General features: G+C 71.2%; 21 protein-coding genes and 1 pseudogene. 5 read left to right on the top strand and 17 right to left on the bottom strand.

From position 1 onward, the window contains the following. The first annotated feature begins 59 nt into the window (after positions 1 to 59). On the top strand, positions 60 to 947 hold the full coding sequence (locus tag ABZ464_RS45195) for an RNA polymerase sigma factor SigF (RefSeq protein WP_359287772.1): 888 nt from the start codon (positions 60 to 62) through the stop codon (positions 945 to 947). Between the two features lie 34 nt (positions 948 to 981). Here the strand turns inward: ABZ464_RS45195 and ABZ464_RS45190 are convergent, their stop codons facing one another. Both ABZ464_RS45190 and ABZ464_RS45185 read right to left on the bottom strand, forming a co-directional pair. Then, positions 982 to 1434, bottom strand: coding sequence for an ATP-binding protein (locus tag ABZ464_RS45190; RefSeq protein WP_359287771.1), 453 nt, complete (start codon positions 1432 to 1434; stop codon positions 982 to 984). A 118-nt stretch (positions 1435 to 1552) separates the two neighbouring features. Further along, positions 1553 to 3043: a DUF6777 domain-containing protein gene (locus ABZ464_RS45185; protein ID WP_359287770.1), complete on the bottom strand. Its 1491-nt coding sequence runs from the start codon at positions 3041 to 3043 to the stop codon at positions 1553 to 1555. Positions 3044 to 3329: 286 nt separating this feature from the next. Here ABZ464_RS45185 and ABZ464_RS45180 point away from each other — a divergent pair, with 286 nt between their 5' ends. After that, complete coding sequence (locus tag ABZ464_RS45180; RefSeq protein WP_359287811.1) at positions 3330 to 4520, top strand: streptophobe family protein; 1191 nt, start codon at positions 3330 to 3332, stop codon at positions 4518 to 4520. Here the strand turns inward: ABZ464_RS45180 and ABZ464_RS45175 are convergent. The 5 genes from ABZ464_RS45175 to mgrA form a co-directional block, all read right to left on the bottom strand. Next, on the bottom strand, positions 4511 to 5491 hold the full coding sequence (locus tag ABZ464_RS45175) for a serine/threonine-protein kinase (protein ID WP_359287769.1): 981 nt from the start codon (positions 5489 to 5491) through the stop codon (positions 4511 to 4513). The genes ABZ464_RS45180 and ABZ464_RS45175 overlap by 10 nt on opposite strands. Further along, positions 5491 to 6003, bottom strand: coding sequence for a hypothetical protein (locus tag ABZ464_RS45170; RefSeq protein WP_359287768.1), 513 nt, complete (start codon positions 6001 to 6003; stop codon positions 5491 to 5493). The genes ABZ464_RS45175 and ABZ464_RS45170 overlap by 1 nt, the downstream gene beginning before the upstream one ends. 9 nt (positions 6004 to 6012) lie before the next feature. Continuing rightward, positions 6013 to 8352 (bottom strand): FHA domain-containing protein, encoded by a 2340-nt coding sequence (locus ABZ464_RS45165; RefSeq protein WP_359287767.1) that lies wholly within the window; start codon positions 8350 to 8352, stop codon positions 6013 to 6015. A 62-nt stretch (positions 8353 to 8414) separates the two neighbouring features. Then, entirely contained in the window at positions 8415 to 8825 is a 411-nt protein-coding gene (locus ABZ464_RS45160) for a hypothetical protein (protein WP_359287766.1), read from the bottom strand. Between the two features lie 402 nt (positions 8826 to 9227). Beyond that, on the bottom strand, positions 9228 to 10220 hold the full coding sequence (mgrA, locus tag ABZ464_RS45155) for an L-glyceraldehyde 3-phosphate reductase (protein ID WP_359287765.1): 993 nt from the start codon (positions 10218 to 10220) through the stop codon (positions 9228 to 9230). Positions 10221 to 10330: 110 nt separating this feature from the next. On the opposite strand from mgrA, the gene ABZ464_RS45150 reads away from it, so the two are divergent. Next, positions 10331 to 11215, top strand: coding sequence for a LysR substrate-binding domain-containing protein (locus ABZ464_RS45150; protein ID WP_359287764.1), 885 nt, complete (start codon positions 10331 to 10333; stop codon positions 11213 to 11215). 5 nt (positions 11216 to 11220) lie between these two features. Here the strand turns inward: ABZ464_RS45150 and ABZ464_RS45145 are convergent, their stop codons facing one another. After that, entirely contained in the window at positions 11221 to 11505 is a 285-nt protein-coding gene (locus tag ABZ464_RS45145; RefSeq protein WP_359287763.1) for a hypothetical protein, read from the bottom strand. A 221-nt stretch (positions 11506 to 11726) separates the two neighbouring features. Between ABZ464_RS45145 and ABZ464_RS45140 the strand changes: the two genes are divergently transcribed. Further along, complete coding sequence (locus tag ABZ464_RS45140; RefSeq protein WP_359287762.1) at positions 11727 to 12248, top strand: DUF664 domain-containing protein; 522 nt, start codon at positions 11727 to 11729, stop codon at positions 12246 to 12248. Here ABZ464_RS45140 and ABZ464_RS45135 read toward each other — a convergent pair. The 8 genes from ABZ464_RS45135 to ABZ464_RS45100 form a co-directional block, all read right to left on the bottom strand. After that, complete coding sequence (locus ABZ464_RS45135) at positions 12230 to 13300, bottom strand: adenosine deaminase (protein ID WP_359287761.1); 1071 nt, start codon at positions 13298 to 13300, stop codon at positions 12230 to 12232. The two genes, ABZ464_RS45140 and ABZ464_RS45135, sit on opposite strands and share 19 nt — an antisense overlap. 51 nt (positions 13301 to 13351) lie before the next feature. Next, positions 13352 to 13744 carry a VOC family protein gene (locus tag ABZ464_RS45130; protein WP_359287760.1) on the bottom strand — a complete coding sequence of 131 codons (393 nt, stop codon included), beginning with the start codon at positions 13742 to 13744 and terminating at the stop codon, positions 13352 to 13354. 153 nt (positions 13745 to 13897) lie between these two features. Next, positions 13898 to 14203, bottom strand: a complete 306-nt coding sequence (locus ABZ464_RS45125) for a DUF6461 domain-containing protein (RefSeq protein WP_359287759.1) — start codon at positions 14201 to 14203, stop codon at positions 13898 to 13900. A 611-nt stretch (positions 14204 to 14814) separates the two neighbouring features. Further along, entirely contained in the window at positions 14815 to 15849 is a 1035-nt protein-coding gene (sbnA, locus tag ABZ464_RS45120; RefSeq protein ID WP_359287758.1) for a 2,3-diaminopropionate biosynthesis protein SbnA, read from the bottom strand. 56 nt (positions 15850 to 15905) lie between these two features. Beyond that, on the bottom strand, positions 15906 to 16994 hold the full coding sequence (sbnB, locus tag ABZ464_RS45115; RefSeq protein WP_359287757.1) for a 2,3-diaminopropionate biosynthesis protein SbnB: 1089 nt from the start codon (positions 16992 to 16994) through the stop codon (positions 15906 to 15908). Next, positions 16991 to 17998: a TauD/TfdA family dioxygenase gene (locus ABZ464_RS45110; protein ID WP_359287756.1), complete on the bottom strand. Its 1008-nt coding sequence runs from the start codon at positions 17996 to 17998 to the stop codon at positions 16991 to 16993. The genes sbnB and ABZ464_RS45110 overlap by 4 nt, the downstream gene beginning before the upstream one ends. A 35-nt stretch (positions 17999 to 18033) precedes the next feature. Beyond that, entirely contained in the window at positions 18034 to 21321 is a 3288-nt protein-coding gene (locus tag ABZ464_RS45105; RefSeq protein ID WP_359287755.1) for an amino acid adenylation domain-containing protein, read from the bottom strand. A 14-nt stretch (positions 21322 to 21335) separates the two neighbouring features. Continuing rightward, a complete protein-coding gene (locus tag ABZ464_RS45100) occupies positions 21336 to 23957 on the bottom strand; it encodes a Pls/PosA family non-ribosomal peptide synthetase (RefSeq protein WP_359287754.1) in 2622 nt (873 codons plus the stop codon). A gap of 378 nt (positions 23958 to 24335) precedes the next feature. Here ABZ464_RS45100 and ABZ464_RS45095 point away from each other — a divergent pair, with 378 nt between their 5' ends. After that, on the top strand, positions 24336 to 24794 hold the full coding sequence (locus ABZ464_RS45095) for a pyridoxamine 5'-phosphate oxidase family protein (RefSeq protein ID WP_359287753.1): 459 nt from the start codon (positions 24336 to 24338) through the stop codon (positions 24792 to 24794). Between the two features lie 57 nt (positions 24795 to 24851). On the opposite strand, the pseudogene ABZ464_RS45090 reads toward ABZ464_RS45095, so the two are convergent. Then, a pseudogene (locus ABZ464_RS45090) lies at positions 24852 to 25586 on the bottom strand (aldo/keto reductase); the annotation flags it as partial. Positions 25587 to 25676: the final 90 nt, after the last annotated feature.

Below are 25676 nucleotides of genomic sequence, written 5' to 3'. Positions count from 1 at the left end.
CGTCCGCTCACGCAACGAGAACAGAACACGTCGAACCGTGACTTTCGTGGGGAGAGGTAATGCACACCGCCGTGATCGGGTCGGAGGCCAGGGTTGTCGAGGACACCGCCGGGACCAGCACGGGTGGAGCATCGTTGCCGGGAGTCGAGGACCCGCGGAGCGTGGCTCCGCGCGACGCACGGGAGCTGTCCCGCCAGTTCTTCAAGCGGCTGACCGAACTCGAAGAGGGCACGCACGACTACCAGTACGCCCGCAACACGCTCATCGAGATGAACATGTCCCTGGTGCGGTTCGCGGCCGGACGGTTCCGCGGCCGCGGGGACGACATGGAGGACATCGTCCAGACCGGGATGATCGGTCTGATCAAGGCCATCGACCGGTTCGAGATCTCCCGTGAGGTGGAGTTCACCTCATTCGCCCTGCCGTACATCGTCGGGGAGATCAAGCGTTTCTTCCGGGACACCACCTGGGCGGTGCATGTGCCGCGGCGGCTCCAGGAGCTGCGGGTGGAACTGGCGAAGGCGCGCGACGAGCTGGCGAGCCGGCTCGACCGGGAGCCCACCGTGGCGGAGCTGGCCACGCTGATGAACCTGCCGGAGAACGAGGTCGTCGAGGCGCAGATCGCGGCCAACGGCTACAACTCCTCCTCGCTCGACGCCGCGCTCACCGGCGACGGCCCGGAGAACGGCGAGTCGGTCCTCGCGGACTTCATCGGCGTGGAGGAGGACGGGCTGCGGCTGGTCGAGGACTTCCAGTCGCTCGCCCCGCTCATGGCCGAGCTCAGCGAGCGCGATCGGCGGATCCTGCATCTGCGGTTCGTGGAGGAGGCCACCCAGGCCGAGATCGGCGAGCAGCTGGGCTGCTCCCAGATGCATGTGTCCCGACTGATCAAGCGGATCATCACGCGGCTGCGCGAGGGCATGCTGGGCGAACTGGGCTGCGCCTGAGCCGCCGATCCCGTGGGCCGGGGTCGGTCGCCGGTCACTCACCGAAGGTGAGCAGGGCGCGGACCCGCTTCCCGACCGGCACGCGCTCGGCGGTCACCTCGGCCGCCAGCGCGTGCACGATCTCCAGCCCGTGCCGGCCGACGCGCTCGGGGTCCTTGGGGAAACGCAGGGGCAGCGCGTCGCTGCTGTCGTAGACGCACACCGTCACGGCGGAGTCGGTGCCCTCCAGTTCCAGGATGTACGGGCCGTTGCTGTGCCGGTCGGCGTTGGTGATCAGCTCGCTGACGACGAGCATCACCTCACCGCTCGCGCGCTCGCCGATGCGCGCGCACCACTCGGTCCTGAGCTGGTCGACGAAGTGGGCGGCGAAACTGCGGGCCTCGGCGATGCAACCGGGTTCGCCGGTGTAGTGCGCCGCCCGCCTCAGCGGTTCCACGGGTACGTCGAAACCAGTCGCTATCACTGCCCCGTCCAGGTGCTCGATCATGCGTGTCTCTCTGGGAAGCCGGACTGGCCGGACGCTGCTGCACCTGTGCTCGTACCCCGTGCCGCGCCGCACAGTCCCCGTCCGGCTCACCCCGTGCGCCGGGAGGGCATGGGGTGCCTCACACGGCCGGTGAGGCCGCGGAGGACGCGGGGGCGGGCGGGGCGCCGGAGGTGCTCGGTGCCTCGGATTCCTCCGGCTGCTGCTCCGGGGACGACTGGGACGTCGACGGCTCCTCCGCCGAGCCGTTCGGCGAGGAGGCCGGCGGCTCCGAGCTCGGGGCCTCCGAGCTCGGGGACTTCGAGGACGGGGACTTCGAGGACGGGGACTCGGACGACGGGGACTTCGAGCTCGGGGACTCGGACGACGGGGACTTCGAGCTCGGGGACTTCGAGCTCGGGGACTCGGACGACGGGGACTTCGAGCTCGGGGACTCGGACGACGGCGACTCCGAGGACGAAGAGGACGACGACGAAGACGAGGACGAGGACGAGGACGAGGTCGGCGGGCAGGAAACCTTCCGGGTCGGGTCACACGGCGACGCGGACGTGGACGGGCTCGCGCTGGAGCTCGACGGGCTCGGCGGCGGGGTGACGATCACGAAGACCAGGGGCTTCTTCGGGGGAGCCGTGGGCCGGTCCTGCTTGCCTCCCGTGTCGCCGCGGTGCCGCGCGAACCAGTGGTGGCCGTGGTCGGGGTCGTACAGGACGAACTCCTTGACCACCTTGGGGGCGGGGGTGATCACGACGACGTTCGAGGGCTTGTACGAGGCCCAGGTGTCGCCGACGCGCTCCGGCGCGGTCTGCTGCGGGACGGGCTTGGTCAGCGGGTTGCCGCAGGCGCAGCGCACCCGGGGCACGCCGTGTCCGTCGACGAGGACGGCGGTGCCGGCCTGGAGGACGGACTGGTAGGTGGTGACGGCGCCGTCGCGGTAGCCGTGGTTGGTGACCCAGGTGTCCATGCGCAGCTGGACGGGGGTGAGTGAGCGCAGATAGGCGGGGACCCCGGAGGGTTCGACGCCGGCCACCGAGGCGAACGCCCGGTTCTTGGCGGGGGCCGCCTGCAGGGCGCCGATCTGCTTCTCCACGTCGCAGCTGGCCGTGTCGCGGGTGCCGCCGTACACCCCGGCGGCACCTCCGTCGACGGCCTTGAGGGCGTTGCCGGTGGGCTCGGTCGTGCCGTCGGCGGGTGCGGCGGAGGCCGTCGCGGTGGAGTCGTCGGTGGCCGTGGACTCGGTGAAGGGGTCCGGGCCGGTCTGGGCCGCGGCCAGCGTGAAGATCTTGGAGCCGCCCGAGCCGCCGGAACCGCCACTGCCGGGCAGCGTCAGCAGGACGGCGAGGGCGACCGCGGCCACCACGGCTGTGCCGAGCAGGGCGAGCCGGGGAGCAGACCGCCACCAGGGCCGGCCGGGGTCGGGTCCGGGCTCCGGTCCGGGCGGGCCGTCCGGGAAGTCACCGCCCGAGGAACCGCCGGACGAACCCCCCGAGGACACCGCGTCCACCGGTTCGGTGGGGGGTCCCGAGGAGGGCGGCGGGGGTGGTTGCGAGGGGCCCGAGAGGGGACCGGAGGGCGGTCCCGTGGGGCGGTCGGAGGACGGAGGTTCGACGCTCACATGCTCTCCCGATGTGGAGTACGTCCCGCGATGCATGCTCATGAGAAACACGCACCGGTTTCTGCCACAACGGAATCATTGTGTGCTCCGCCGGGGTGCCGCCCGCAAGCCGAACGCGGACGGCCCCTCTCGACGGGCGGGCTCCGCAGGCCTTGCTTAGCGTGGCAGGGTGAGCCCGCGCGCCCCCACCGACCAGGCGGCCGGCCGGCCCGGCACCGACAACAGGGCGGCCGGGCGGCACGGCTGGGCGACGGCGTTCGGTGTGGCGCTGACCGGGCTCGCCTCCATGGTGGTGGTGGCCGCGCTCGGCCTGTGGGCGGCTGGGGCCTCGGACCTGCCGCAGGACGCGTTTCCCCGGGTGGTCGCGGCGACCGTGGTCACGGCCGTCGGCGGCACCGTCGAGCTGTCCGGGAACGCCGGCGGACTCGCCGACACCCAGGCCGGGCTGACGGTGATTCCGCTGTCGGTGACCCTGGTCGGGGCGCTGGTCACCGCGGCGGGTTTTCTGCGGCCTCTGCGGCACCGGGCGGTCGCCGGCGCCCGGGAGCTGGCCGGCTGGGCGGCCCGGATCGCCGTGCTGTGGCTGCTCGGTCTGCTGGGTCTGGCGCTCGCCGCCCGTCAGACCTTCGCGATCGACCTGGGCAGCGACACGCTGAACGACCTGGGCGATCTGTTCGGCGTCCACCCGGAGGTCGGCTTCACCGCGGATGTGCCGCTCACCCTGCTGGTCGGGCTGCTGTGGCTGGCCGGGGTGCTGCTGCTGGCGCTGCTGGTCTCGCGCGGGGCGCCGCTGCCGGCCCGGCTGCTGCGGTTCCAGGAGTCGGTGCGTCCCGCGGCGTACGCGATGGTCGCGCTGCTGCTCGCGTGTGTCGTCGTCGGCCTGGTCGTGGCCCTGGTGGTGGCGGCGACGCGCGGGCACGCGCCGGAGACCCTCGCGGTGGTCCTGCTCGGCCTGCCCAACCTGGTGTGGATGGTGTTCACCATCGGGCTGGGCGCCACCTGGAACGGCCGGGTGGACGGCCCGTTCGGGCTGCCCATGCCGCATGTGCTGGACGAGGTGCTGCGCGGCAAGGAGACCGCCGCGCTGAATCTGAGCAGCATGGCCGAGTACGACGGCCGGGTGTGGTGGCTGGTCGTGGTGGACGCGGTGCTGCTGCTGGGGGCCGCGTTCGTGATGGCGGCCCGCTCACCGGCCCGGATGCGTGCCTGGCAGCACGCCGTGCACATGGCGGCCGCGCTGGTGCTCACCGTGCTGACGATCTGTCTGGTGGGCCGCGTCTCCGCGCACTACGGCCTGACCGTGCTCGGCATCAACGATCTCGCCGGTCTCTCCGGGGATCTGTTCCTGCGTCCCGAGGTGTGGTCCGCGCTCGGGCTGGCGGCGCTGTGGGGGCTGGTCACGGGCTTCCTGGGCGCGCTGCTGGCCCGGCCGGTGCACCGGCGCGGTGCGACGGGCCCGCCCCCGGGTCAGGGCTGACGGTCGCGGAGGACGGGCCGGGCCCAGTCGGGGGGAGGTGGCGGCACGGCCGGGAGGCCGGTCGGCTGCGTCGACGGGTGCCCGTCGCCCCGGTCGCCGTCGCCCCGTCCCGCCGCCCGTAGGGCCGCGACGAAGGCCCGGCAGGTGTCGTGACGTCCCTCGGGGGTCTTCGCCAGGGCCTTCGCGAACACGGGGTCGACCCCCGGGGGCAGGTCGGGGCGGGACTCGGTGAGCGGGGGCGGATCGTCCTCCTGGTGGGCCCAGAGCAGGGCCATGTCCTCGTCGCGGAGGAAGGGCGGATGTCCGGCGAGGGTCTCGTAGACGACGCAGGCGAAGCTGTAGACGTCGCAGCGGCCGTCCACCGGGCGGCCGGAGATCTGCTCGGGGGCGACGTAGTCGAGGGTGCCGACGAACTGGCCGACGGTCGTGAAGCCGGTCAGCGAGAGCGACTTCTTGGTCAGGCCGAAGTCGGTGAGGTAGACGTGCTCGGGGTGGTCGCTGTCGGTGCCCCGGGAGACCAGGATGTTCCCGGGTTTGACGTCCCGGTGGACCAGGCCGTGGTCGTGGGCAGCGTCCAGGGCGGAGGCGACCTGCGCGGCGATCCGGACGGCCGTGGCGAGCGGGAGCGGGCCCTCCCGGTCGAGGAGGTTGCGCAGGTCGCTGCCCTCGACGTACCTCATGGCGATGTACAGGACGCCCTCGGTCTCCCCGGCCTCGAAGACCGGCACGATGTGCGGGTGGTCGATCGCGGCGGCCACCCGGGACTCATGGGTGAAGCGCTTGCGGAAGGTGTCGTTGCGGGCCAGTTCGGGGGCGAGCAGCTTGAGGGCGACGGTGCGTTCCAGGCGCAGGTCGCGGGCGCGGAAGACGACGGCCATGCCACCCCGGCCGATCTCGTGTTCGACGCGGTAGCCCGCGATCCGCCGGCCCACCAGCTCGGAGGGGCGCCCGGAGAACGCGCTGGTCCCCATCAGGGCCCTCCGGGGGCGGGGGCCGTGTCGGGCGCGTGGTCCGTCGCGTACGTGCTCAGCCGGGTGCCGTCGCCGTAGACCCAGCGTTCCTGCGCGGCGTCGTACAGCCACACGGACTCGCCGTCGACGACCACCCCGATCCGCAGGTCCCGGGTCCGCCGTCGGAAGGACTCGCCGTCCAGGGCGCCGCCGGCCAGCTCCTCGACCGCGGTCCGGTAGTGGGCGAGGGCCTCCTCGGCCCGGGCGAGCAGCGGCCGGGGGTCGGCGACGGGGGTGGGCGGGTCGTCGGCGGCGGGCGGGTCCTGCGGTACCGCGACGAGGTGGCGGCCGTCGACCCAGGCCTGCCAGCCGTTGGCGCACAGCACGTGCCCCCAGTCGCCGCGCCGCTCCAGCAGCCGGACGGGCAGCAGCGGGTCCAGGGGCACGGTGGGCCGGGCGGGGTCGGGGGCCTCCCAGGCGGGCATGCCCGTCGGGGGGACGACGTGCGTGGGCCGGAAGGCGGGGGACGTCATGGGCCGCGCCTACTTCCGCATCACGGCGGGTTCATGGCGGCGCAGCAGCCGGGAGACGACGAACCCGAAGAGGGCCGAGAGCACCACGAGCATGCCGATGTCGAGCAGCCACACCGCCGCCCGGTGCTCGAACAGCGGGTCTGCGGTGATGTCGCCGGGCACGATCCGGGACAGCCCGATGGTGCCGGCCATCGCGCCGAGCGCCCAGCGCGAGGGCACGAGCCAGGACAGCTGGGCCAGGCCGGGCACCCCGTCGAGTTTCAGCAGGGCTCCGCAGAAGACCACTTGGACGATGGCGAGCAGCACGAGCAGCGGCATCGTCACCTCCTCCTTGCGCACCAGCGCGGAGACCAGCAGGCCGAGCATCATCGCGGTGAACGCCAGCAGGGCGACGGCGACGGTGATCTCGACCAGGGGTGGCAGCAACACGCCCTTGCCGCCGGGTGCGTTGAGGTCGACGCCGAGCAGGGCCACGAGGGTGAGGACCACCGCCTGGACGACGGTGATGGTGCCGAGGACGACGACCTTGGACATCAGGTACGCCGATCTGGACAGGCCGACGGCCCGCTCCCGCCGGTAGATGACGCGTTCCTTGACGAGTTCGCGCACGGCGTTGGCCGCGCCGGTGAGGACGCCGCCGACGCAGAGGATCAGCAGGGCGTTCATCGCGGTGTCCCGGGTGAGTTCGCCGCCGGCGAGCGCGCGGGCCATGGCGCCCATGACGAACGGCAGGGCGATCATGATCGCCAGGAAGGTGCGGTCGGCGCCCAGCGCGGCCGCGTAGCGGCGGACCAGGGTGCCGAGCTGGGCGGCGCGGCTGCGGGGCCGGGGCGGCGGCAGCAGGATGACGGGGCCCTCGCGGGGCAGCCGCGGCTGGGCGCTGGAGTTGACGACGTACCGGTGGTGGAACGCCGAGTCGCGGTACTGTCCGGCCCAGTCGCGGTCCTGGTCCCGTTCGAAGGCCTCGAAGGCCTCGGGCCACTGGGCGAAGCCGAAGAAGCCGAGGGCGTCCCCGGGCGGCCCGTAGTAGGCGATCCGGCCGCCGGGGGCGAGGACCAGGAGCCGGTCGCAGACGTCGAGGCTCAGGACGCTGTGGGTGACGACGATGACGGTGCGGCCGTCGTCGGCGAGACCGCGCAGCATGTGCATCACCGAGCGGTCCATGCCGGGGTCGAGGCCGGAGGTCGGCTCGTCGAGGAAGAGCAGCGAGGGTTTGGTGAGCAACTCCAGCGCCACGCTGACGCGTTTGCGCTGGCCGCCGGAGAGGCTGTGCACCGGTTGTCCGGCGCGCTGTTCGAGGCCCAGTTCGCGGATGACCTCCGTGACCCGCTCGCGGCGCTCGGCCTTGGCGGTGTCCTGCGGGAAGCGCAGTTCGGCGGCGTAGGTGAGGGCGGAGCGGACGGTGAGCTGGGCGTGCAGGATGTCGTCCTGGGGGACGAGGCCGATGCGCTGGCGCAGTTCGGCGTAGTCGTGGTAGAGGTCGCGGCCGTCGTAGACGACGGTGCCGTGGTCGGCGGGGCGCTGGCCGGTGAGGGCGTTGAGCAGGGTGGACTTCCCGGCGCCGCTGGGGCCGACCACGGCGAGCAGGCACTTCTCCCCCACCGGGAACGACACCCGGTCGAGCAGGGTCTTGCGGCCGCGGTCGACGGCGACGGTGAGGTCCTGGACGTCGAGGGAGACCTCGCCGGTGTCGACGTACTCCTGGAGTTCGTCGCCGACCAGGCAGAACGCCGAGTGGCCGATGCCGACGATGTCACCGGGGCCGATCGGGGCGCGGGTGACGGGGAAGCCGTTGAGGTAGGTGCCGTTGTGGCTGTCGAGGTCGACGATCTCGTAGCCGCCCTCGGGCAGGGCGCGCAGTTCGGCGTGGCGGCGAGAGACGCCCAGGTCGTCGAGGACGAGGTCGTTGTCGGCGGCGCGGCCGATGCGGACGGTCCGGGTGGGCAGCGGCCGTACGGAGGTGGGCCGGCGGAAGGTGCCCGTCTGGGCGGGCATGGACACCGCCGAGGGGCGTTCGGGGGCGGGCGGCGGCCGGCTCGCCAGGACGGCGCAGGGGCCGTCGGCCGAGCTGCCGAAGCGGATCACGCTGCCGGGGCCCACGCCGAGCACCCGGACCCGGCGGCCCTCGGACCAGGTGCCGTTGGTGCTGTCCTCGTCGGTGAGGGTCCAGTGGGCGCCGTCGGGCCGCAGGACGGCGTGGTGCCAGGAGACCCGGGGGTCGTCGATGACGATGTCACTGAGCGGGTCCCGGCCGACGTAGTAGGCGCGGCCGGGGATCATCACCGTGGAGCCCGTCTCGGTCTCCAGCACGAGTTCGGGCGCAGTCGGGGCGACAGGCCGCTCCACCATGGTCGGAATTCTATCGATTCACACCCGGGGACGCCCAGTGGTGCGCGGCCACCGGGTGAGGTTCAGCCGACGGGGAGGACGAGCGCCGGGACCGTCCGCTGCATGCGCAGCGCGTCCACGGACTCGGCGAGCAGTTCGTACTCGGTGGTGTCGTCGCTGACGGCGACCCGCACCAGCCGTCCGCCCGCCAACTCGTCGGCCACCAGCTCCTGCTGGTCGATGTTCGCACACCAGGCCCGCAGCAGGGCGGGTACGTCGGGGACGGTGTCGGCCACCGGTACGAGGGCGCCCGACGGGACGTGCGGGCCGTCGGGTTGCGGATCCAGGCGCTCGGCCATCCATAACGCGCGGTCCCGTAACCACCACAGCGCGAGCGCCAGCGTCGGCGCGCGGTACGTCCCGAGCGGTACGCCGATGCGGCGGCCGTCGCAGTATCCGTACGCCGTGACATGGCACAGGAATTCGTCGTGCACGTCTCCACTCCCCCGAGTGCTCGTATGCCGGCCGTGCCTCGCTTTCCGTGCGGCTCCTGTGGGGCGCACCGCCCCTGACGTTCGAGTATGTTCACTTCTAAAACACTGTCACCATGACTTTCCGGCCAGTCTCTTGGCATATTCATCGCCACTCCTGGCCGAAACGCAGCCGCGGACCCGAACCCTCCGCTCACCTGCGGACCGTTTCGCCTGGTAACCGGCCGATGACACGGCGGATGCGGCGCGCGTGGCCGGATAGCACCCTGGCCGACGATGAGTTCCTCCCCCTGCGGCGGCCTACAGGAACAAGGACCACCGGAAGGGGAGGAATCATGGAGAGACGCGACAAGGCCGTCGGGAAGCAGGACGGCGACACCGTCACCGTACGGCCGGCCGAGCGTCTCAGCCGTTGATCACCGCGTCGATGCGGGCCAGTTCCCCGTCCTCGAAGTCCAGGTTGGCCAGGGCGCCGACGCTGTCCTCGATCTGGCGGGCGCTGCTCGCGCCGACCAGCGCGGAGGTGACCCGGCCGCCGCGCAGCACCCAGGCCAGGGCGAGCTGGGCCAGGGACTGCCCGCGGGACTTGGCGATGTCGTCCAGGGCGCGCAGCTTGCCGACCAGGTCCTCGGTGAGCGCGTCGGAGTTCAGGAACGGGCTGTCGCTCGCCGCGCGCGAGTCCTCGGGGATGCCGTCGAGGTAGCGGGAGGTGAGCAGGCCCTGCTCCAGCGGGGAGAAGACGATCGAGCCGACCTGGAGCTCGTCCAGGGCGTCCAGCAGGCCCTCGCTCTCGGGGCGGCGGTCGAGCATCGAGTAGCGCGGCTGGTGGATGAGGAGCGGGGTGCCCAGTTCACCCAGGATGCGGGCGGCCTCGCGGGTCTGCTCCGCGGAGTAGTTGGAGACGCCGACGTAGAGGGCCTTGCCCTGCTGGACGGCGGAGTGCAGGGCGCCCATCGTCTCCTCCAGCGGAGTCTCCGGGTCGGGGCGGTGCGAGTAGAAGACGTCGACGTAGTCCAGGTCCATCCGCTTCAGGCTCTGGTCCAGCGACGACAGCAGGTACTTGCGCGAGCCCCACTCGCCGTACGGGCCGGGCCACATCAGGTAGCCGGCCTTGGTGGAGATCACCAGCTCGTCCCGGTAGGACGCGAAGTCCGTCTTCAGGAAGTGACCGAGCGCGGACTCGGCGGCGCCGGGCGGCGGGCCGTAGTTGTTGGCCAGGTCGAAGTGGGTGATACCGAGGTCGAAGGCGCGGCGCAGGATGGCCCGCTGGGTCTCGGCCGGGCGGTCCGGGCCGAAGTTGTGCCACAGTCCGAGCGACAGCGCGGGGAGCTGCAGGCCGCTGCGTCCGGTGCGCCGGTAGGGCATGTCCGCGTAACGGTCGGGGTGTGCGGTGTACAACGCGACTCCATCCGGGGTTGACCACGATCTTCCGCCTCCACTGTTCCCGAGTGCCGTGCAGCGGTCCAACAGAAGAATCCGATGAAATTGTGCGGCTACGCTTCTCAATCATGGAACTGCGCCACCTCCAGCATTTCGTCGCGGTCGCCGAGGACCAGCACTTCACCCGGGCCGCCGAACGGCTGATGGTGTCCCAGTCGGGCCTGTCGGCGTCCATCCGGGCGCTCGAGCGCGAGCTGCGGGCGCCGCTGTTCGTGCGGACCACCCGGCGGGTGACGCTGACCGAGGCGGGGCGGGCGCTCCTGGCGGAGGCGGAGCGGATCCTGGCGCAGGTGAGGGCCGCGCACGAGGCGGTTGCCGCGGTGCAGGGCGTGGTGCGCGGGACCCTGTCGGTGGGCACCGAGCAGTGCATCGCGGGGGTGCATGTGGCGGGGCTGCTGGCCGCGTTCCGGCGGCGGCACCCGGACGTGGAGATCCGGCTGCGGCAGACCGGCTCGGGCGCTCTCGGCGAGGAGGTGGCGGCCGGCCGGCTCGACCTGGCCTTCGCCTACCGCACCCAGGCGGACACCGACCAGCTGCGCTGCGTACCGCTGGCGACCGAGCCGATGTACGTGCTGTGCCATCCCGACCACCACCTCACCCGGGCGGCGGCCGCCCTCGTCCCGGAGGACATCGCGGGCGAGGTTTTCGTCGACTTCCACCCGGACTGGGGGCCGCGCCGGGCCACCGACGCCGCCTTCGCGGAGGCGGGCGTGCGCCGTACGGTCGCGCTGGAGGTCAACGACGTGCACAGTCTGCTGGACCTGGTGGGCGAGAACCTCGGGGTGGCCGTCGTACCGCGGCACTTCCGGCACAAGCGCGAGGCGCTGACCGCACTGCCCCTGAAGGACACCGGCGAGGCGGCCTACGAGACGGTCGCCCTGCTGCCGTCCCCCGACGCGACGAGCCCGGCGGCCCGGGCGCTGATGGCGCTGCTGGAGACCGGGGAGGCGTGACCCCGTCAGGCGAAGGCCACCACTTCGCCGGCCATGACCTGCGGAGGGTTGGGGAGGAGGGCCGCGAGATGGTCCCGGACGAAGACCGCCGCCCTCGCGATCGACTCCTCGGCGCCCGCCCGGTCCTGGAAGACGCTGGTCGAGACCATCACTCCGTCCCCGGCGTCGAGCCAGTAGTAGGCCACGAAGCCGGGGACCTGGCGCATGAGCGGCACGAAGCCCTCGTGCACGAGCCGTCCCGCCTCCGCCGGATCGGTCACCCCTTCGTACCGCCGCACCGCTGCGTACATCGCCGAGCTCCTCACCTGGGGTCCGGGTCCGGCTCCTGCCGGACGTCCTGGATGCCGTACCCCCGCCGCGGCGACCGGGCTCGTGCGGCGCACCGCAATCACCTCAAGGGCCGCCTCCGCTGATCCGAACGGCGGCCCCCGCCCGTGGGCGGCGGTCGACGACCCGCTGAACGGCGGCCGAAGAAGCGGCGGGCGGGGGTGGGCTGCGCGATGGTGGAGTCATGCATGCGAAGGACATCCTCATCGACGGGTACAACCGCATCCGGGAAGAGGTCCACGCCGCCGTCGAGGGTCTCGACCCCGACGCCCTCAACGCCCGGCCCACCCCCGCGACCAACTCGGTCGCCTGGCTCGTCTGGCATCTCACCCGGGTCCAGGACGACCACATCGCCGACGCCTTCGACCTCGAGCAGGTGTGGTGGGGCCGGGCCGACAACTGGGAGAAACGGTTCGGTCTCGACCTGCCGCGCCATGACACCGGATACGGGCACAGCCCGGCGAAGGTGGCGAAGGTGCGGGTCGCCGACCCCGGCCTGCTGACGGGGTACCACGACGCCGTGCACGAGCAGAGCCACCGGGCGCTGCGCGCCCTGACGGCGGCGGATCTCGAGCGGGTCGTGGACGTGCGCTGGGATCCGCCGGTCACGCTGGGCGTACGGCTGGTCAGCGTCCTGTCCGACGATCTTCAGCACGTCGGACAGGCCGCGTATGTGCGCGGGCTGCTTCAGAGCGCGGCCGCGTAACCCGGCAGGACGACGTCCTCGATGAGGGCCTTGCGCTCGTCGAACGGGATGAACGCGCTCTTCAGGGCGTTCACGGTGACCGTGCGCAGGTCCTCGACGCCCCAGCCCGCCTGCTCGACGAGCAGCGCCATCTCGCGGGTCATCGTGGTGCCGGAGACCAGCCGGTTGTCGGTGTTGACGGTGACCCGGAAGCCGAGGTCCTTCAGCTCGGTGATCGGGTGCTCGGCGATGGAGGTCGCGGCGCCGGTCTGGAGATTGGACGTGGGGCACATCTCCAGCGCGATGCGCCGGTCACGGACCCAGCCGGCCAGTCGGCCGAGCTTGCCGTCGACGATGTCCTCGGTGATGCGCACGCCGTGCCCGATGCGCTGGGCGCCGCAGACCTGGAGGGCCTGGTGGATGCTGGGCAGGCCGTGGGCCTCACCGGCGTGGATGGTGAAGGGGACGCTCTCGCGGCGCAGGTGCTCGAAGGCGTCGAGGTGGTCGGCGGGCGGGAAGCCGTCCTCGGCGCCGGCGATGTCGAAGCCGACCACACCGGCGTCACGGTAGGCGACGGCCAGGTCGGCGGCCTCGCGGACGCGGTCGAACATCCGCATGCCGCAGAGCAGGGTGCCGACGCGAACCGGGGTACCGGCCGCGGCGGCCTTCGCCATACCGGCCGCGAGGCCCTCCTGCACGGTCTCCACGACCTCGCCGAGCGTCAGCCCGCCCCGCACGTTCAGTTCGGGCGCGTAGCGCACCTCGGCGTAGACGACGCCGTCGGCGGCGAGGTCGAGGACGTACTCCTCGGCGACGCGCAGCAGGCCCTCGCGGGACTGCATCACGGCGAGGGTGTGCTCGAAGGTGGCTATGTAGCGCACCAGGTCGCCGGAGTTGGCGGCCTCGAAGTACCAGGCGGCCAGCTCGTCGGGGTCGGTGGTGGGGAGCGTGTGGCCGATCTCGGCGGCGAGCTCGACGACCGTGGCGGGGCGCAGGCCGCCGTCGAGGTGGTCGTGCAGGACGGCCTTGGGGAGGCGGCGGATCACATCGGCTTCTACGCGCGTAGCGTTCATGGCGGGTCTTTCCTTGGGCGAGGCGGGGCGGTTCGGGGTGCGGGAGGAAAATCAGCCGGCGGGCTGGAGCAGGTCCCAGCGGTTGCCGTACAGGTCCTGGAAGACGACGACGGAGCCGTACACCTCGTGGCGGGGCTCCTCCAGGAAGGTCACGCCGGCCGCGAGCATCCGGGCGTGGTCGCGGGCGAAGTCGTCGGTGTGCAGGAAGAAGCCGACGCGACCGCCGGTCTGGTCGCCGATCCGGTCGCGCTGGGCGTCGCCCTTGGCGCGGGCGAGCAGCAGCCCGGTGCCGTCCTGGCCCTCGCCCGGCCGTACGACGACCCAGCGGGCGCCGTCGGGCCGGGGCTCGTCCTCGGCCAGCCGGAAGCCGAGCGCGTCGGTGTAGAAGCGGATCGCCTCGTCGTAGTCGTCGACGACGAGGGTGACCAGGGCGATGCGGGACATCGGGGCCTTTCGGGAGGCGAGCGGCGGAGGTGATCGGCAGGGCGATTGACGGGAGAGGTTATACGTAAAACTACGCAGACGCCAGTCGCCTCGACCGTCCTCGTTCGCCCGGGCCGGGCGAGTCCTGCCGCACGGTGTCCGGGGAGAGCGGGATCAGCTTGCCGCGCCCGTGTCCCGGAACGCCGGGACGCCTGGCCGGTGGGGCTCTGTCGCCCGGCCCGGGGGCCGGCCCGCGTGGCCGGTGAGGCAGGTGTCCCGGGCGAGGAGGCCGGCCGTGACGCGGACGCCGGTGAGCTCCTCGGCAAGGGCCAACCTGCCCGCCACGCTCGGGTCCTCGCCCCGGGGGCCGAGGTCGAAGCCCACGCGCGTCATGGCGTCGACGAGGTCGTCGGGCGCGCCGCCGCCGTGCTCCTCGGGCCATTCGAGCGCGTACGGCAGGGCATCGGCACGTGGGGACACCGCTCGTGCAGACGGCGGGGATGCCGAAACCCCTCGACCGGCCCGCGACCGCACTGCCTCACGTCACCCTGACGACGTCTCGCGGCCAGATGACACTTCCCGCCGTCACCGGTCCCCGAAACCGTGGCGACGGAGATCGCCCGCTTCCTGCCGCGCTCCTGAAGCCGCCCGGGAACTGATCCTCCGTCCGGAGCGGACGCGATCTTCCGGCATCGGCCGCCAGGTGTCGGCGCCCCCGCGTCAGCGGCGTGGGGACGGTGACGGCGGGCCGGCGCCGCACGTCCAGCGCGCCGGTGGCCATCGACTCCGGGGCGCGGCACCAGCCTGGCGCGGCGGCGGGCTCGTCGGCTGCGGGCTCGCCCGCGTCCATCAGGTCCAGCAGTGCCGCCGGGACGCGGGCCACCCTTTCCGCCGGCAGTCGGCCGGCTCGCCGCCGGTCACCGCGCGCGGTCGGTTCCACGAATGCGGCCGGCGCAGGCGCCTGTTCCTCGCCGGCCGCATACAGAGGGGGCTCCCACAGCGCCGCGGAGGACTCCGACCCTGGCGACCTGCGCCGACGGAACCTGTGCACGGCGGTCCTGCTGCCGGCGGTGGCGGCCGCCACCGCCGGGCTACGGGTGGTGCGGTGGGCGGCTCTCCTGACGCGTGGGCGGAGGGGCGGCTGCCCAGGAATCTTCGGCACTGTCGTCGAAGTCCATCACCTCCTCGCCGTACAGATCCTGCAGCCAATTGGATTGGTAGACGGTGTCGAGATAGCGCTCGCCGAGGTCCGGGGAGATGGCCACCGCGGTGAGTTCACGCTCGTCCCCCTTCTCGGCCAGCCACCGCATGGCGCCGCTGACGACCGTGCCGGTGGAGCCGCCGAACAGGAATCCGTGTCTGGCCAGGCGGTGACACGTACGGATGGTGTCCGTCTCCTCGACGTGTATCACCTCGTCCACGTAGGACTCGTCGAGCAGCGGCGGGCGCATGCTCATGCCGAGACCGGGAATCATGCGGCGGCCAGGCGCACCACCGAAGATCACCGAGCCTGCACTGTCCACCGCGACGATCCGCACCGGCCGGTGCCACTGGCGGAAGTAGCGTGCGCAGCCCATCAGGGTCCCGGTGGTGCCGGCGCCGACGAACAGTACGTCCAGGCGCGGGAAGCTCTGGGCGATCTCCGGCGCCGTCCTGCGGTAATGCGCCTTCCAGTTGCCCGGATTGGTGTACTGGCTGAGCCACACGTACCGGTCGTCGGCATCGCACAGCGCGCGGACGTAGTTGAGGCGTGCGCCCAGGAAGCCGCCGTTGTCGTCCAGGTCGGAGATGGTGAGCACCCGGCTGCCCAATGCCTTCATCAGAAGTCGGGTCGACAGGTTGCAACGGGAGTCCGTCACACACAGGAACCGGTAGCCCTTGCTCGCCGCGATCATGCTCAGCGCCACGCCGAGGTTGCCCGACGAGGACTCGACCAGGATCGAGTCCGGTTTGAGGACTCCGTTCCGCTCGGCGGTCTCCACCATCTCCGTCGCCGCTTTGAGCTTGATCGAACCGGCGAAGTTGAAGCCCTCGCACTTCAGGAACAGGGAGCGCCCGTAGATGGGTTCAAGGTCGACATAGAGCTGTCCCTCGTTGAAGGCATGGGGCGCGGATATGACGGGCACGACGGCCTCCTCATCTGCGGCAGGACCTGCGCCGGATCTGAACGCGTTTCGGACCGTTATCCGTGCCGGCGCATGTCATGGAAGAAGTCGTCGATGACGTGCAACTCCCCGGAGCGGACCACCTCGTCGTAGACGTATTTGCCGACCGCGAGGTCGAGCACCCCGAGGCCGAAGGGCGAGAACACCACCGTACGGTCCGTCGGCACCGCCACCCGGCCCGCCATCACGTCGTCCAGCGTGCCCTGCAGAAAGTCCCGGTTGCCGGTGAGCTGCTCGGCCAGATGGGGTGAGGTGCCGGCCTTCAGACAGTGCTCGACGTCGTCGACGATGTTGGTCGAGGCGAGAACGATCTCCGGCGCGAGGTCGCGCAGCGACACGTGCAGCACCACGGGATGGTGCGAGAACCACGCGGGGTCGCTGATGTGCGGCTCACCGGCGACGGTGGCGAACACCACCAGGTCGCTGAAGCGGATCAGCTCCTCGGCGCTGTCGTGCACCGTGATCCGGCCCGCCGTGCCCGACTGCTCGAGGTAGCAGCGGAACCCGGCCGCGCTGTCGGCGGACAGGTCGTGCACGCCGATCTCGTCGAACGACCAGCCGCTGCCCGCCAGGAACGTGTGGATGTAGCGGGCGATGAGGCCCGTCCCGAAGAACCCGACGCGCGTGGGTCGCGGCCTGCCCAGGCTGAGCCGGTCCGCGGCGAGCGCCGCCGACGCGGCCGTCCTGGTGGCGCTGATGATCGAACTCTCCAGGCAGGCGAACGGATAGCCGGTCTCCTGGTCGTTGAGGATCAGCACGGCGGACGCCCTCGGGATGCCGGCCTGTACGTTCTCCGGGAAGCTGGAGATCCACTTCACGCCGTCCACCGCCACGTGTCCGCCGATCGAGGCGGGCAGCGCGATGATCCGCGAGGAGGGCCGGTCGGCGAACCGCAGGAAGTACGACGGCGGGTTCACCGAGTCACCCGCGCCGTGCAGCCGGTAGGTGGCCTCGACGAGGTCGACGATCTGCTTCTCGCGTCCCTCCAGCACCTGTTGGACCTGGGACCCGGAAATCACCGCGAAGGGCCGCACGGTGTGCTGCTCGGTCGTCGCGGACACCGTCACGGAGGTGGGGACGGTGGTCGTCGGGCGGTTGCGGGTCATCGGGCGGTCACCTCGAAGTTCGGCGAGGAGTCGGACGGTCGCACCGGGTCGGCCATCGCGACGAGCACCTCGCGCGATCCCTCGAAGGGCTCCCGGCTGTGCGCGGTACGGATGTTGTCGACGAGCATCAGGTCGCCGGCCTGCCACGGCTCGCGTGCGGTGTTGGCCTCGTAGACCTTGTTGAGCACGGTCACCACGTCCTCGCCGATCGGGTCGCCGCCTCCGAAGCGGGTGTTGAACGGCAGTCCGTCGGCGCCGTAGACCTCGACGAGGTATTCACGGACCTCGGGGGCCAGCGTCCACTCGTTGAGGAAGGCGATCTGGTTGAACCAGCAGCGTCGGCCGGTGACCGGATGGCGCATCACGGCGCTGCGGCGCTGCCGGGTGCGCAGGCTCCCGTCGGGCTGCCAGTCGAACTCGATCGTGTTGGCGCGGCAGTAGCGTTCGACGGCGTCCCGGTCGTCGGTGCCGAAGGCCTCGACGAGGGACGATCCGATCTCGTCGTTGTAGCTGCGGGTGAGCAGCCAGCCCTCCCGTTCGAACCGCTCGGTCAACTCGGCGGGCAGCTCCTCGAGCACGGTCGCCGCGTCGGCCACTCCGGTCGCCCCGCCCTCGGTGGGCGCGGTGAGGCAGGCGAACAGCATCAGGCCGGGGAACTCCAGCGTGTAGCTCAGTTCGTGGTGCATGCACATGGGCTGGTTCGCCGGCCACTGCGCGGAGGAGTACACGCCGTCGGCGTAGGTCCGCCGGGGTGCGAAGGCCTCCCGCTCCGTCATCAGTCCGGTGCTCAGCCGCTCGAAGACGGCACCGGTGCCGGCCACGTCGCGCAGCCCGAGGCCGCGGATCAGGACGCAGCCGTGCTCGGCTACGACGGCCCGCAGCGCTTCCCGGTGTGCGGCAGCCCAGTTCGGCGCGTCGCCGGGGGGCTCGGCCCGCAGGATCGGAGGCCGACCGGGCTGGAACTCGACGTCGTCGAGCGGCGACGCCGGGGACATGGAGGACATCGTGATTCCTTTCGGTGTGCGGCGGTGTGTGCCGCTCAGGGAGAGGACAGCGGTGCGGTGGTGCGCACCACGATCTGTGCCGCCTCGGCTGGACAGGTGCGCAGGAAGTAGTGGCCGCCCTCGGCGAGTTCGTGCAGGTCGACACGGTCCGCGAGGAGCTCCCAGTCGCGGTGGCGGCGCGCATGACCGGCTGTGACCGGGTCGTCGGCGGCGACGACCACGGTGACCGGCGCGGCCAGCTTCACCGTCGGCGGAGATCCGAGGAGGTCCGCGAAATAGCGGTGTGCGGACACGCAGTCGTGCCGGTAGGCGGCACCGACCTGCTCGGCCCGCCGCGCATCCGGCGGAGCGAGCCCGGTGTCGCCGCGGTCCGTGCTCGGTTTCGCGGCGATCTCGGCGTTGCTCTGCCCGGTCAGCTCGGTGACGGCGTCGCGCCGGCCGGCGGCATCGCCGAGCAACTGCGCGCCGATGAAGACCCGTTGGACGTCCACCCCGCGCTGCTCCAGCTGTCTGGCCGTCTCCAGGGCGAGGGCCGCGCCCGAGGAGTGGCCCCACAGCAGGACTCCGGGCAGGCCTCGCTCGGCGATCTCGGCGAGGACCCGCGCGACCACGTCCGCCATCGGCGCGAAGGGCTCACTCTCGGCACCCACGTCGTGACCGGGCAGCTCGACGGCGTAGACCGCGATACCACTGCCCCGCAGCGCCTTGGCCAGCGGCTGGAAGTTCACCGCGTTGCCGCCGGCGTGGGGAAAGCACACCAGGGCGCCGTTGGGCGCGCCCTCCGGTTCGTACAGAGGCTGAAGAAGCCCGGAAGGCCGGTCGCGCCTGCCGTCGACGAGCGCGGCCAGATCGGCGAGCACCGGATGGCGGGTCACGTCGTCCAGCGACACCGAGCGCTCCAGGGCGATGGCCAGCTTCACGGCCGACAACGATGTCCCGCCCCGGTCGAAGAAGTGGTCCCGCCGACCGATGCGATCCTGCGGGACGCCGAGCACGTTCGCCCAGGCGGCCGCCAGCCATCGCTCGGTCGGTGTGCCCGGAGCGTCGTGGCCTTCCTCGGGGTGTCCGACGGCATCGAGCTCTCCCGCGAGCACCGCCAGTGCCCTCTTGTCGGTCTTGCCGTTGGCGGTCAGCGGCAGTGTCTCCAGCCGGTGGAAGGCCGACGGCACCATGTACTCCGGCAGCGACTCACCCAGCCGGGCCCCCAGCTCCTCGGCCGAGAGCGGCCCCGCGCCGGAGTGGAAGGCCACCAGGTGTGCGCTCCGGTCGGGCCGCTCCACGACGACCACCGCACCGTCGCGGACACCGGGCACCCGCAGCAGGGTGTTCTCGATCTCGCCGATCTCGATCCTGAAGCCGCGGATCTTGACCTGGGTGTCGCGGCGCCCGAGGAACTCCAGCTTGCCCTCGGGCAGCCAGCGGCCGTGGTCGCCGCTCCGGTAGAGCCGGGCGCCCTCGCGGTGCGGATCGGGCATGAAGGCCTGCTTGGTGCGGTCGGGGTCGTTGACGTATCCGCGGCCCACGCAGACGCCGGAGAAGACGATCTCGCCTGGGGCGCCGAGCGGCACGGGCGACAGCTGCTCGTCGACGACGTAGACGCGCACATTGCCGACGGGGGGACCGAGCGGGACCCGTTCACGGGCCGGCACCCGGTCCATGACCTCGTGGTTGGTGTCGTCGGAGGTCTCGGTCAGGCCGTACGCGTTGACCAGCTTGATGTCGGGCTCGGCCGCGAACCAGCGTTGCGTGAGCTCCTTCTTCAAGGCCTCACCGGTGACGGACACGCACCGCAGGTCGGGCAGTTCGCGCGGGTGCTGCTCCAGATAGGTCAGAACGACCTCGAGGTACGACGGCACGACCTGGAGCACGGCGACCCGGCCGCGCACGATCTCGTCGACGAACCGCTGGACGTCCAGGATCACCGCCTGCTCGACCAGCACGGTCCGCCCACCGACCAGGAGCGCGGACACCAGTTGCCACAGCGAGATGTCGAAGCACTGGGGCGCGGTCTGGGCGACCGCCTGCCCCTCGCCGATTCCCAGGTCGTCGATCTTGGCGTGGAGGTGGTTGAGCATGCCCGCGTGCTCGCACATCGCGCCCTTGGGCTCTCCCGTGGAGCCGGAGGTGAAGTAGATGTAGGCGAGTTGGTCCGGTGCGACGGCGATGCCCAGGTCGTCGTCGGCGTGGCCCTCGTCGTACGCCGTGCCGATGAGGAGCTTGCGGACCCCCGGCAGCGAGTGCAGGGCCTGGTCGAGCGAGTCGGTGCTGCCCGGTTCGGTGAGGACGAGCCCGCACTCGGCGCGGGCGAGCATGGCCGCGATGCGGTCGGCCGGGAAGTGCGGCTCGACGGGGAGGTACACGCCTCCGGCCTTGAACACCGCGAGGACCGCTGCCATCCAGTCCAGGTTTCTCCCGGTCACCACCGCGACGACACCTTCGCGCCGCAGCCCGCGCGCCAACAGGGCTCGTCCCAGCCGGTTGGCACGCGCGTCGAGTTCCTCGTACGTCCACTGCCGGTCTCCGTGCACGGCGGCCACGGCATCCGGACGTGTCCTCACCTGTTGCTCGAACAGTTCGTGCATCCGGGCGTCCGGCAGGGCACGGGGCGGTCCGGACAACCCGTCGAGCTGGAACCGGAGCTCCTCGGTGGACAGCAGGCTCTGTCGCGCGTGCTCCGCATCCGGATCCGCGGCGATGCACGCGAGCGCGGCGAGGTGGTAGCCGGCGATCCTGGCGGCGTGGTCGGCGTCGAGTACGTCGGTCCGGTACCGCAGTCGCAGCACGGCCCGGCCGGCGTGCTCCGAGAATGCCACCCGCAGCGGGGTGTCCGCGGCGGGATCGCCGTCGACGGCCGTCGGACGGGGACCGGAGGCCGGATGCGGATCGAAGACGGTCTCGATCGGCGCCTCGGACAGGCCCAGTTCGCGCCTGAGTGCGTCGACCGGAAAGTCCTTGTGCGCCAGGAGGTCCGACGCGACCCGATGGGCGTCCACCAGCAGTGCCCGCCATGACGTGGGTGCGGTCGTGAGCCGACAGGGCAACGGCCGGCCGCCCTCCTCGGCGACGTAGCCGGCCGTGACGTCCTGCTCGCCGGCCAGCGCGGCGAGTACCTTGGCGTGCGCGGCCAGCATCACGGAGCCGAGCGGCATCGTGAGGTCCGTGGCCAGACGGCGCAAGTCGGCCATGAGGTGGCCCGGGATCGTGGCCTCGTGCTCATCGACACCCGTCATCGGATGGAGCGTCCACCGCGGGATCGTGGTCGAGCCGCCGGCGACGAGTACACCGCGCCAGAACTCCTGGTCCGTCTCCACGTGCGTTGCCATCGATCAGTCCCTCTTCACTCGCCGTGGCCAGGATGTCCGTCACCGCCGACCAGGGCGGCTCCACCGCCGTCGTCACCGGGCGCGGGGGCGGCTCTCAGCTCCGTGGCCGGGTTTCCACCCCAGGACGCGTGCTGCGGGACTTCCTCGCCCTTCATGAGGAAGGAGTCGGGCGCGAGCACCGAGCGGTCGCCCATCGTCACGCCGTAGTGGACGTGGGAGCCGACACCGAGAGTGCATCCGTCGCCGATCGTGCTGCGGTCGGACTTGAAGGTGCCGTCCTCCTGCGAGTGGCACTGGATCTTGCTCCCCGCGTTGAGGGTGCAGTCGTTCCCGATGGTGGTGAGCATCCGCTCCGTCAGATAGCAGCCGTCGTCGAAGACCCTGCTGCCGAGCCGCACACCCAGGAGCCGCCAGATCGCGTTCTTGAAGGGGGTGCCGTTGAAAATGTTGAGGTAGTGGTCGGGCACCTTCCACAGACGCTCGTGCCACCAGAAGTACGGGTCGTAGATGGAGCACAACTGCGGTCGCAGCCCGCGGAAAGCGACGACGGCACGCTCCACCAGCACGAAGTAGACCGGGGTGAATGCCAGCGTGAGCACCAGGAATACCGCGATCAGCAGATGTCCGTAGGAGTCGTACAGATCGAGGTCCGCGAGGGCGAGCAGGGTCAGCACGAAGAAGTACAGCCACCGCACGAGCAGAAAGAGGAGCATCGACCGGATGTTGTAGCGGTTCTTGGCGGCGAGACTGCGGCGCAACTCGCCGCCGGTCCGCAGGTGGTCGAACCGGAGGTCGCGCTCCACCGACCGGGGAATCTCGAAGCACGGTGAGCCGAGCAGCCCCACCCCTTCACGTATCTCGCCGTCGAGCGGAATCATCACCTTCGTCGCAAGAAGGCAGTTGTCGCCCGTCTTGGCACCGGACGGATACGCGATGTTGTTACCGAGGAAGTTGTGCGGTCCGATCGTCGCCCGGGACACCCGGAACGACGTGCTCGAGAAGTCGGCATTCACGAGGGACAGGCCGTCGGCGACCATCGTGCCGCTGCCCACGGAGCAGAGGTACGGGGTCTCGTGCTGCACTTCGGTGCCGAAGTTCGACCCCGTCTGCTCCACGCGGGACAGGTCGTATCCAAGGCCGCGCAGATAGGGGACGATGTAGGAGCTGTCGCCGAACAGCCAGGTGAAGAACCTCACGTTGGTGATGCGCGCGATCGCCCGATGCGTCGAGTAATGGAAGCCGTACAGCGGATAGACCCTGTCCGGCTCGACGAACCGGTTCAGCAGGCGCGGAACGGTGAACAGCAGGGCGATGCCCACGACGACGAGGCCGAAGAACAGAGCGCAGGAGACGACCAGCGCGTCGAGGTAGAGCTCCGGCGACGCGACCCCTGCCGCGCCCGGCCTCAGCCGCTCGCTCAGCGCCGGGACCTCGGTCAGCAGCATGTACAGTCCGCCGACGGCCAGCGGCACGGAGAGGAGGAACATCTGCAGCAGGGCCGCGAGGCCGAAGCCGGCCCGGCGCAGGGTGCCGCAGCCGGCGGGCGGGATCCTTACGTAGTCGACCTCCGTGCGCTGCGCCGGAGATCCGTGCCACCGCTGGCCGCCCGGGACCGCCTGGCCGCTGTGCAGCGAGGACGTATGACCGAGCTGCGCGCCGTCACCCATCGACGTGTCGATGTCGAGCACGGTCTTCTCTCCGATGAACACGTCCCTGCCGAGGGTTACCGGGCCCGTCTGGATACGGCCGGCGTGCGCCCGGTAGCAGAGGAAGAACGAGTCCTTGCGGATCACCGTGTCGGCGCCGATCGTGAGCAGGTCGGTGCAGACCGGAACGTTGCGGGAGAGGATCGTGACACGCCTGCCGATCCGTGCACCGAGTGCCCGCAGGTACAGCACGTAGAGGGGGTTGCCGATGAAGAAGACCATCGGGTTGGCGTGGAGCAGCACCTTGACGGTCCAGAAGCGCAGATAGGTCAGGCCCCAGACCGGGAATTCGCGTGTTTTCCACCGGCCGACCAGGATCCATTTCGCCGCTATGGGGAAAGTGCACGCGCCGACGAAGGCGGCGCCGCCGAACACGGCGGAGCGGATGTAGACCTCGATCAGGTTCGAGCCGGCGGATATCCATGCGTAGCCGCGTGCGGTGAGCATCGCGGCGAGAAGGGAATATCCGAGGAAGAGCAGGAACTGCAGCGTTCCGCAGAGGGTGTACTGCAGGGTGCCGGACGGGGTCATCGCCTCAGACGACCCCGGAACCTGCGGGCCGACGGAAGCGGGGGCGGCACCGACTCCGGGACCGGCGTCGACGAGCGCCGTCGCCAGGCTGCGGATCGTCTGGTGACGGTAGACGTCCTTCATCGACACCGATGGCAGATCCGTCCGCTTCCTGACGCGTGCGCAGAACTGAGCCATCACCAATGAATTTCCGCCGAGGTCGTCGAAGAAGTTGCTGTCGACCGACACCTGCTCGACGCACACGACCCCGGCGAGTATCTCGGCGAATTTCCTCGCGGTCTCCGTCGGCTGAATATCGTCCACCTGCGGAATGTTTTCCGTTGGACCTTTCGTTCCGTGCCCGGCGGCTGAGGATTCGTCCGGCGCGGACGTCAGGTAATCGGCAGACCTCTCCAGCATGCATGCTCCTTGAGAAAAATCTGGTCACCGTCGGCCCATGCGGCCGACGACCGGTTTCCTCGAGCCGATTGATGAGCGGGGAAATTGCGCCGCCAGCTCGTGGACTGATGCCTTCACGAAACCGTTACTTCATAGTTTCCGTTGTCCATCGGCGGGGTGCCACTCGACTCGATCGCGGCGATGCGGCGTCAGGACTCATCGGGGGCCCGGGAGCTGGGTTTCCATGGGCCCGGCGCCGGGTGCACAGGCCGGGTGCGCATTGCTGCGTGCGGGTGGTGTGGACCTGGTCCGAAGACTCGAAGACTAGGTCCACGGCCCTAGGTGTGGTGGGGACCGTGGCCGGAGGCGGCGGGTGCGGGCGTTCGTCAGCGTCCGGGCATGGAGATCACTGAGCCGGTTCGCGGGGCCGGGCGGCGGAAGAGGGACGTTCTGGCCCGGCTGGGGCGGGAGAGCGACATCTGGGTCGCCACCGCGGACGCGGAGGGCGTGCCGTGCCTCGTGGCCCTGTGGTTCGTCTGGGACGGCGAGTACGTGTGGCTGTCCACCCGGCTGTCCAACCCCACCGGTCGCAACCTGCGGACCGGTGGGCGGGCCCGGCTGGCGTTCGGCGACACCCGGGACGTGGTGGTCATCGACGGGGAGACGGTGACGTACAGGTCCGACGAGGTCCCGGAGGAGGCCGCCCGGGCGTTCGTGGCGAAGACGGGGTGGGATCCGCGTCGGGACGGTGCGGCGTACGCCTTCTTCCGGGTGCGGCCGGTGGGGGTGCAGGCGTGGTGCGAGGTGCGTGAGCTGCCGGGAAGGCATGTGATGCGGGAGGGGGTGTGGGTGGGGTAGGCGGGTGGGCGGGCCCGACGCGCGGGGAGGCGCGCCGCGTCAGTGGTCCGGCGCCGGTCACGCGTGGCCCCGGTGGGCCGCGTCGAGGCGGTCCAGTTCTCCGGGGGTGAGGCGCAGGGCGCCGGCCGCGATGTTCTCGGCGAGGTGGTCGGGGTTGCCGGTGCCGGGGATGGCCAGGACATGCGGGCCCTGGGCGAGGGTCCAGGCGAGGCGGATCTGGGCGGGGGTGACGGCGTGGGCACGGGCTGCGGCGAGGACGGCCTCGTCGTGGGCGGTCGTCGCGCCGAGGGCTCCGCCGTCGCCGGCGATGGCGAAGAACGGGACGAAGGCGATGCCCTGGTCGCGGCAGGCGGTGCGGAGTTCCTCGGTGGCGGGGGTGGTGGCGCCGAGGCCGTACCGGTTCTGCACGCTCACCACCGGCGCGATGGCCTGCGCCTCGGCGAGATGGCGGGGTGTGACGTCGGAGACGCCGAGGTGGCGGATCAGACCGGCCTCGCGCAGGTCGGCCAGGGCCCCGAAGTGCTCGGCGATCGAGTCCTGGCGCATCCGGCGCAGATAGACGAGGTCGAGGTGGTCGCGGCCGAGCTGGCGCAGGTTCTCCTCGACATGGCCGCGCAGGTCCTCGGGGCGGGCCGCGGTGCCCCACTCGCCCGCCCAGGTCCGGAAGGGGCCGACCTTCGTGGCGATGAGCAGGCCGTCCGGGTACGGGGAGAGCGCGCTGTTGATGAGTTCGTTGGCCGAGCGGAGGGAGGAGAAGTAGAAGGCGGCGGTGTCGATGTGGTCCACGCCTAGTGCCGCGGCAGGCAACGTTTGCCCGTCAAGGAGCGGCGTCCGGTGCGTGCTCTCGTCGTGCCGGCCGGAAGCCCTCGTACTGGATGTACT

It is taken from the genome of Streptomyces sp. NPDC005820, assembly GCF_040630255.1.
Classification (GTDB): domain Bacteria; phylum Actinomycetota; class Actinomycetes; order Streptomycetales; family Streptomycetaceae; genus Streptomyces.
Note: the sequence above shows the minus strand (reverse complement) of the source record. Positions and strands in the feature narration are given on the sequence as shown.

Bases quoted from the DNA above. Each gene is read 5' to 3' on its own strand.
- ABZ464_RS45095 (WP_359287753.1), top strand. From the start codon at position 24,336: ATGGAGATCACTGAGCCGGTTCGCGGGGCCGGGCGGCGGAAGAGGGAC.
- ABZ464_RS45130 (WP_359287760.1), bottom strand. From the start codon at position 13,744: ATGTCCCGCATCGCCCTGGTCACCCTCGTCGTCGACGACTACGACGAG.
- ABZ464_RS45110 (WP_359287756.1), bottom strand. From the start codon at position 17,998: ATGTCCTCCATGTCCCCGGCGTCGCCGCTCGACGACGTCGAGTTCCAG.
- ABZ464_RS45150 (WP_359287764.1), top strand. From the start codon at position 10,331: ATGGAACTGCGCCACCTCCAGCATTTCGTCGCGGTCGCCGAGGACCAG.
- ABZ464_RS45140 (WP_359287762.1), top strand. From the start codon at position 11,727: ATGCATGCGAAGGACATCCTCATCGACGGGTACAACCGCATCCGGGAA.
- ABZ464_RS45165 (WP_359287767.1), bottom strand. From the start codon at position 8,352: ATGGTGGAGCGGCCTGTCGCCCCGACTGCGCCCGAACTCGTGCTGGAG.
- ABZ464_RS45175 (WP_359287769.1), bottom strand. From the start codon at position 5,491: ATGGGGACCAGCGCGTTCTCCGGGCGCCCCTCCGAGCTGGTGGGCCGG.
- ABZ464_RS45105 (WP_359287755.1), bottom strand. From the start codon at position 21,321: ATGGCAACGCACGTGGAGACGGACCAGGAGTTCTGGCGCGGTGTACTC.
- ABZ464_RS45180 (WP_359287811.1), top strand. From the start codon at position 3,330: ATGGTGGTGGTGGCCGCGCTCGGCCTGTGGGCGGCTGGGGCCTCGGAC.
- ABZ464_RS45145 (WP_359287763.1), bottom strand. From the start codon at position 11,505: ATGTACGCAGCGGTGCGGCGGTACGAAGGGGTGACCGATCCGGCGGAG.
- ABZ464_RS45170 (WP_359287768.1), bottom strand. From the start codon at position 6,003: ATGACGTCCCCCGCCTTCCGGCCCACGCACGTCGTCCCCCCGACGGGC.
- ABZ464_RS45100 (WP_359287754.1), bottom strand. From the start codon at position 23,957: ATGCTGGAGAGGTCTGCCGATTACCTGACGTCCGCGCCGGACGAATCC.
- ABZ464_RS45195 (WP_359287772.1), top strand. From the start codon at position 60: ATGCACACCGCCGTGATCGGGTCGGAGGCCAGGGTTGTCGAGGACACC.
- ABZ464_RS45190 (WP_359287771.1), bottom strand. From the start codon at position 1,434: ATGATCGAGCACCTGGACGGGGCAGTGATAGCGACTGGTTTCGACGTA.
- sbnB (WP_359287757.1), bottom strand. From the start codon at position 16,994: ATGACCCGCAACCGCCCGACGACCACCGTCCCCACCTCCGTGACGGTG.
- ABZ464_RS45135 (WP_359287761.1), bottom strand. From the start codon at position 13,300: ATGAACGCTACGCGCGTAGAAGCCGATGTGATCCGCCGCCTCCCCAAG.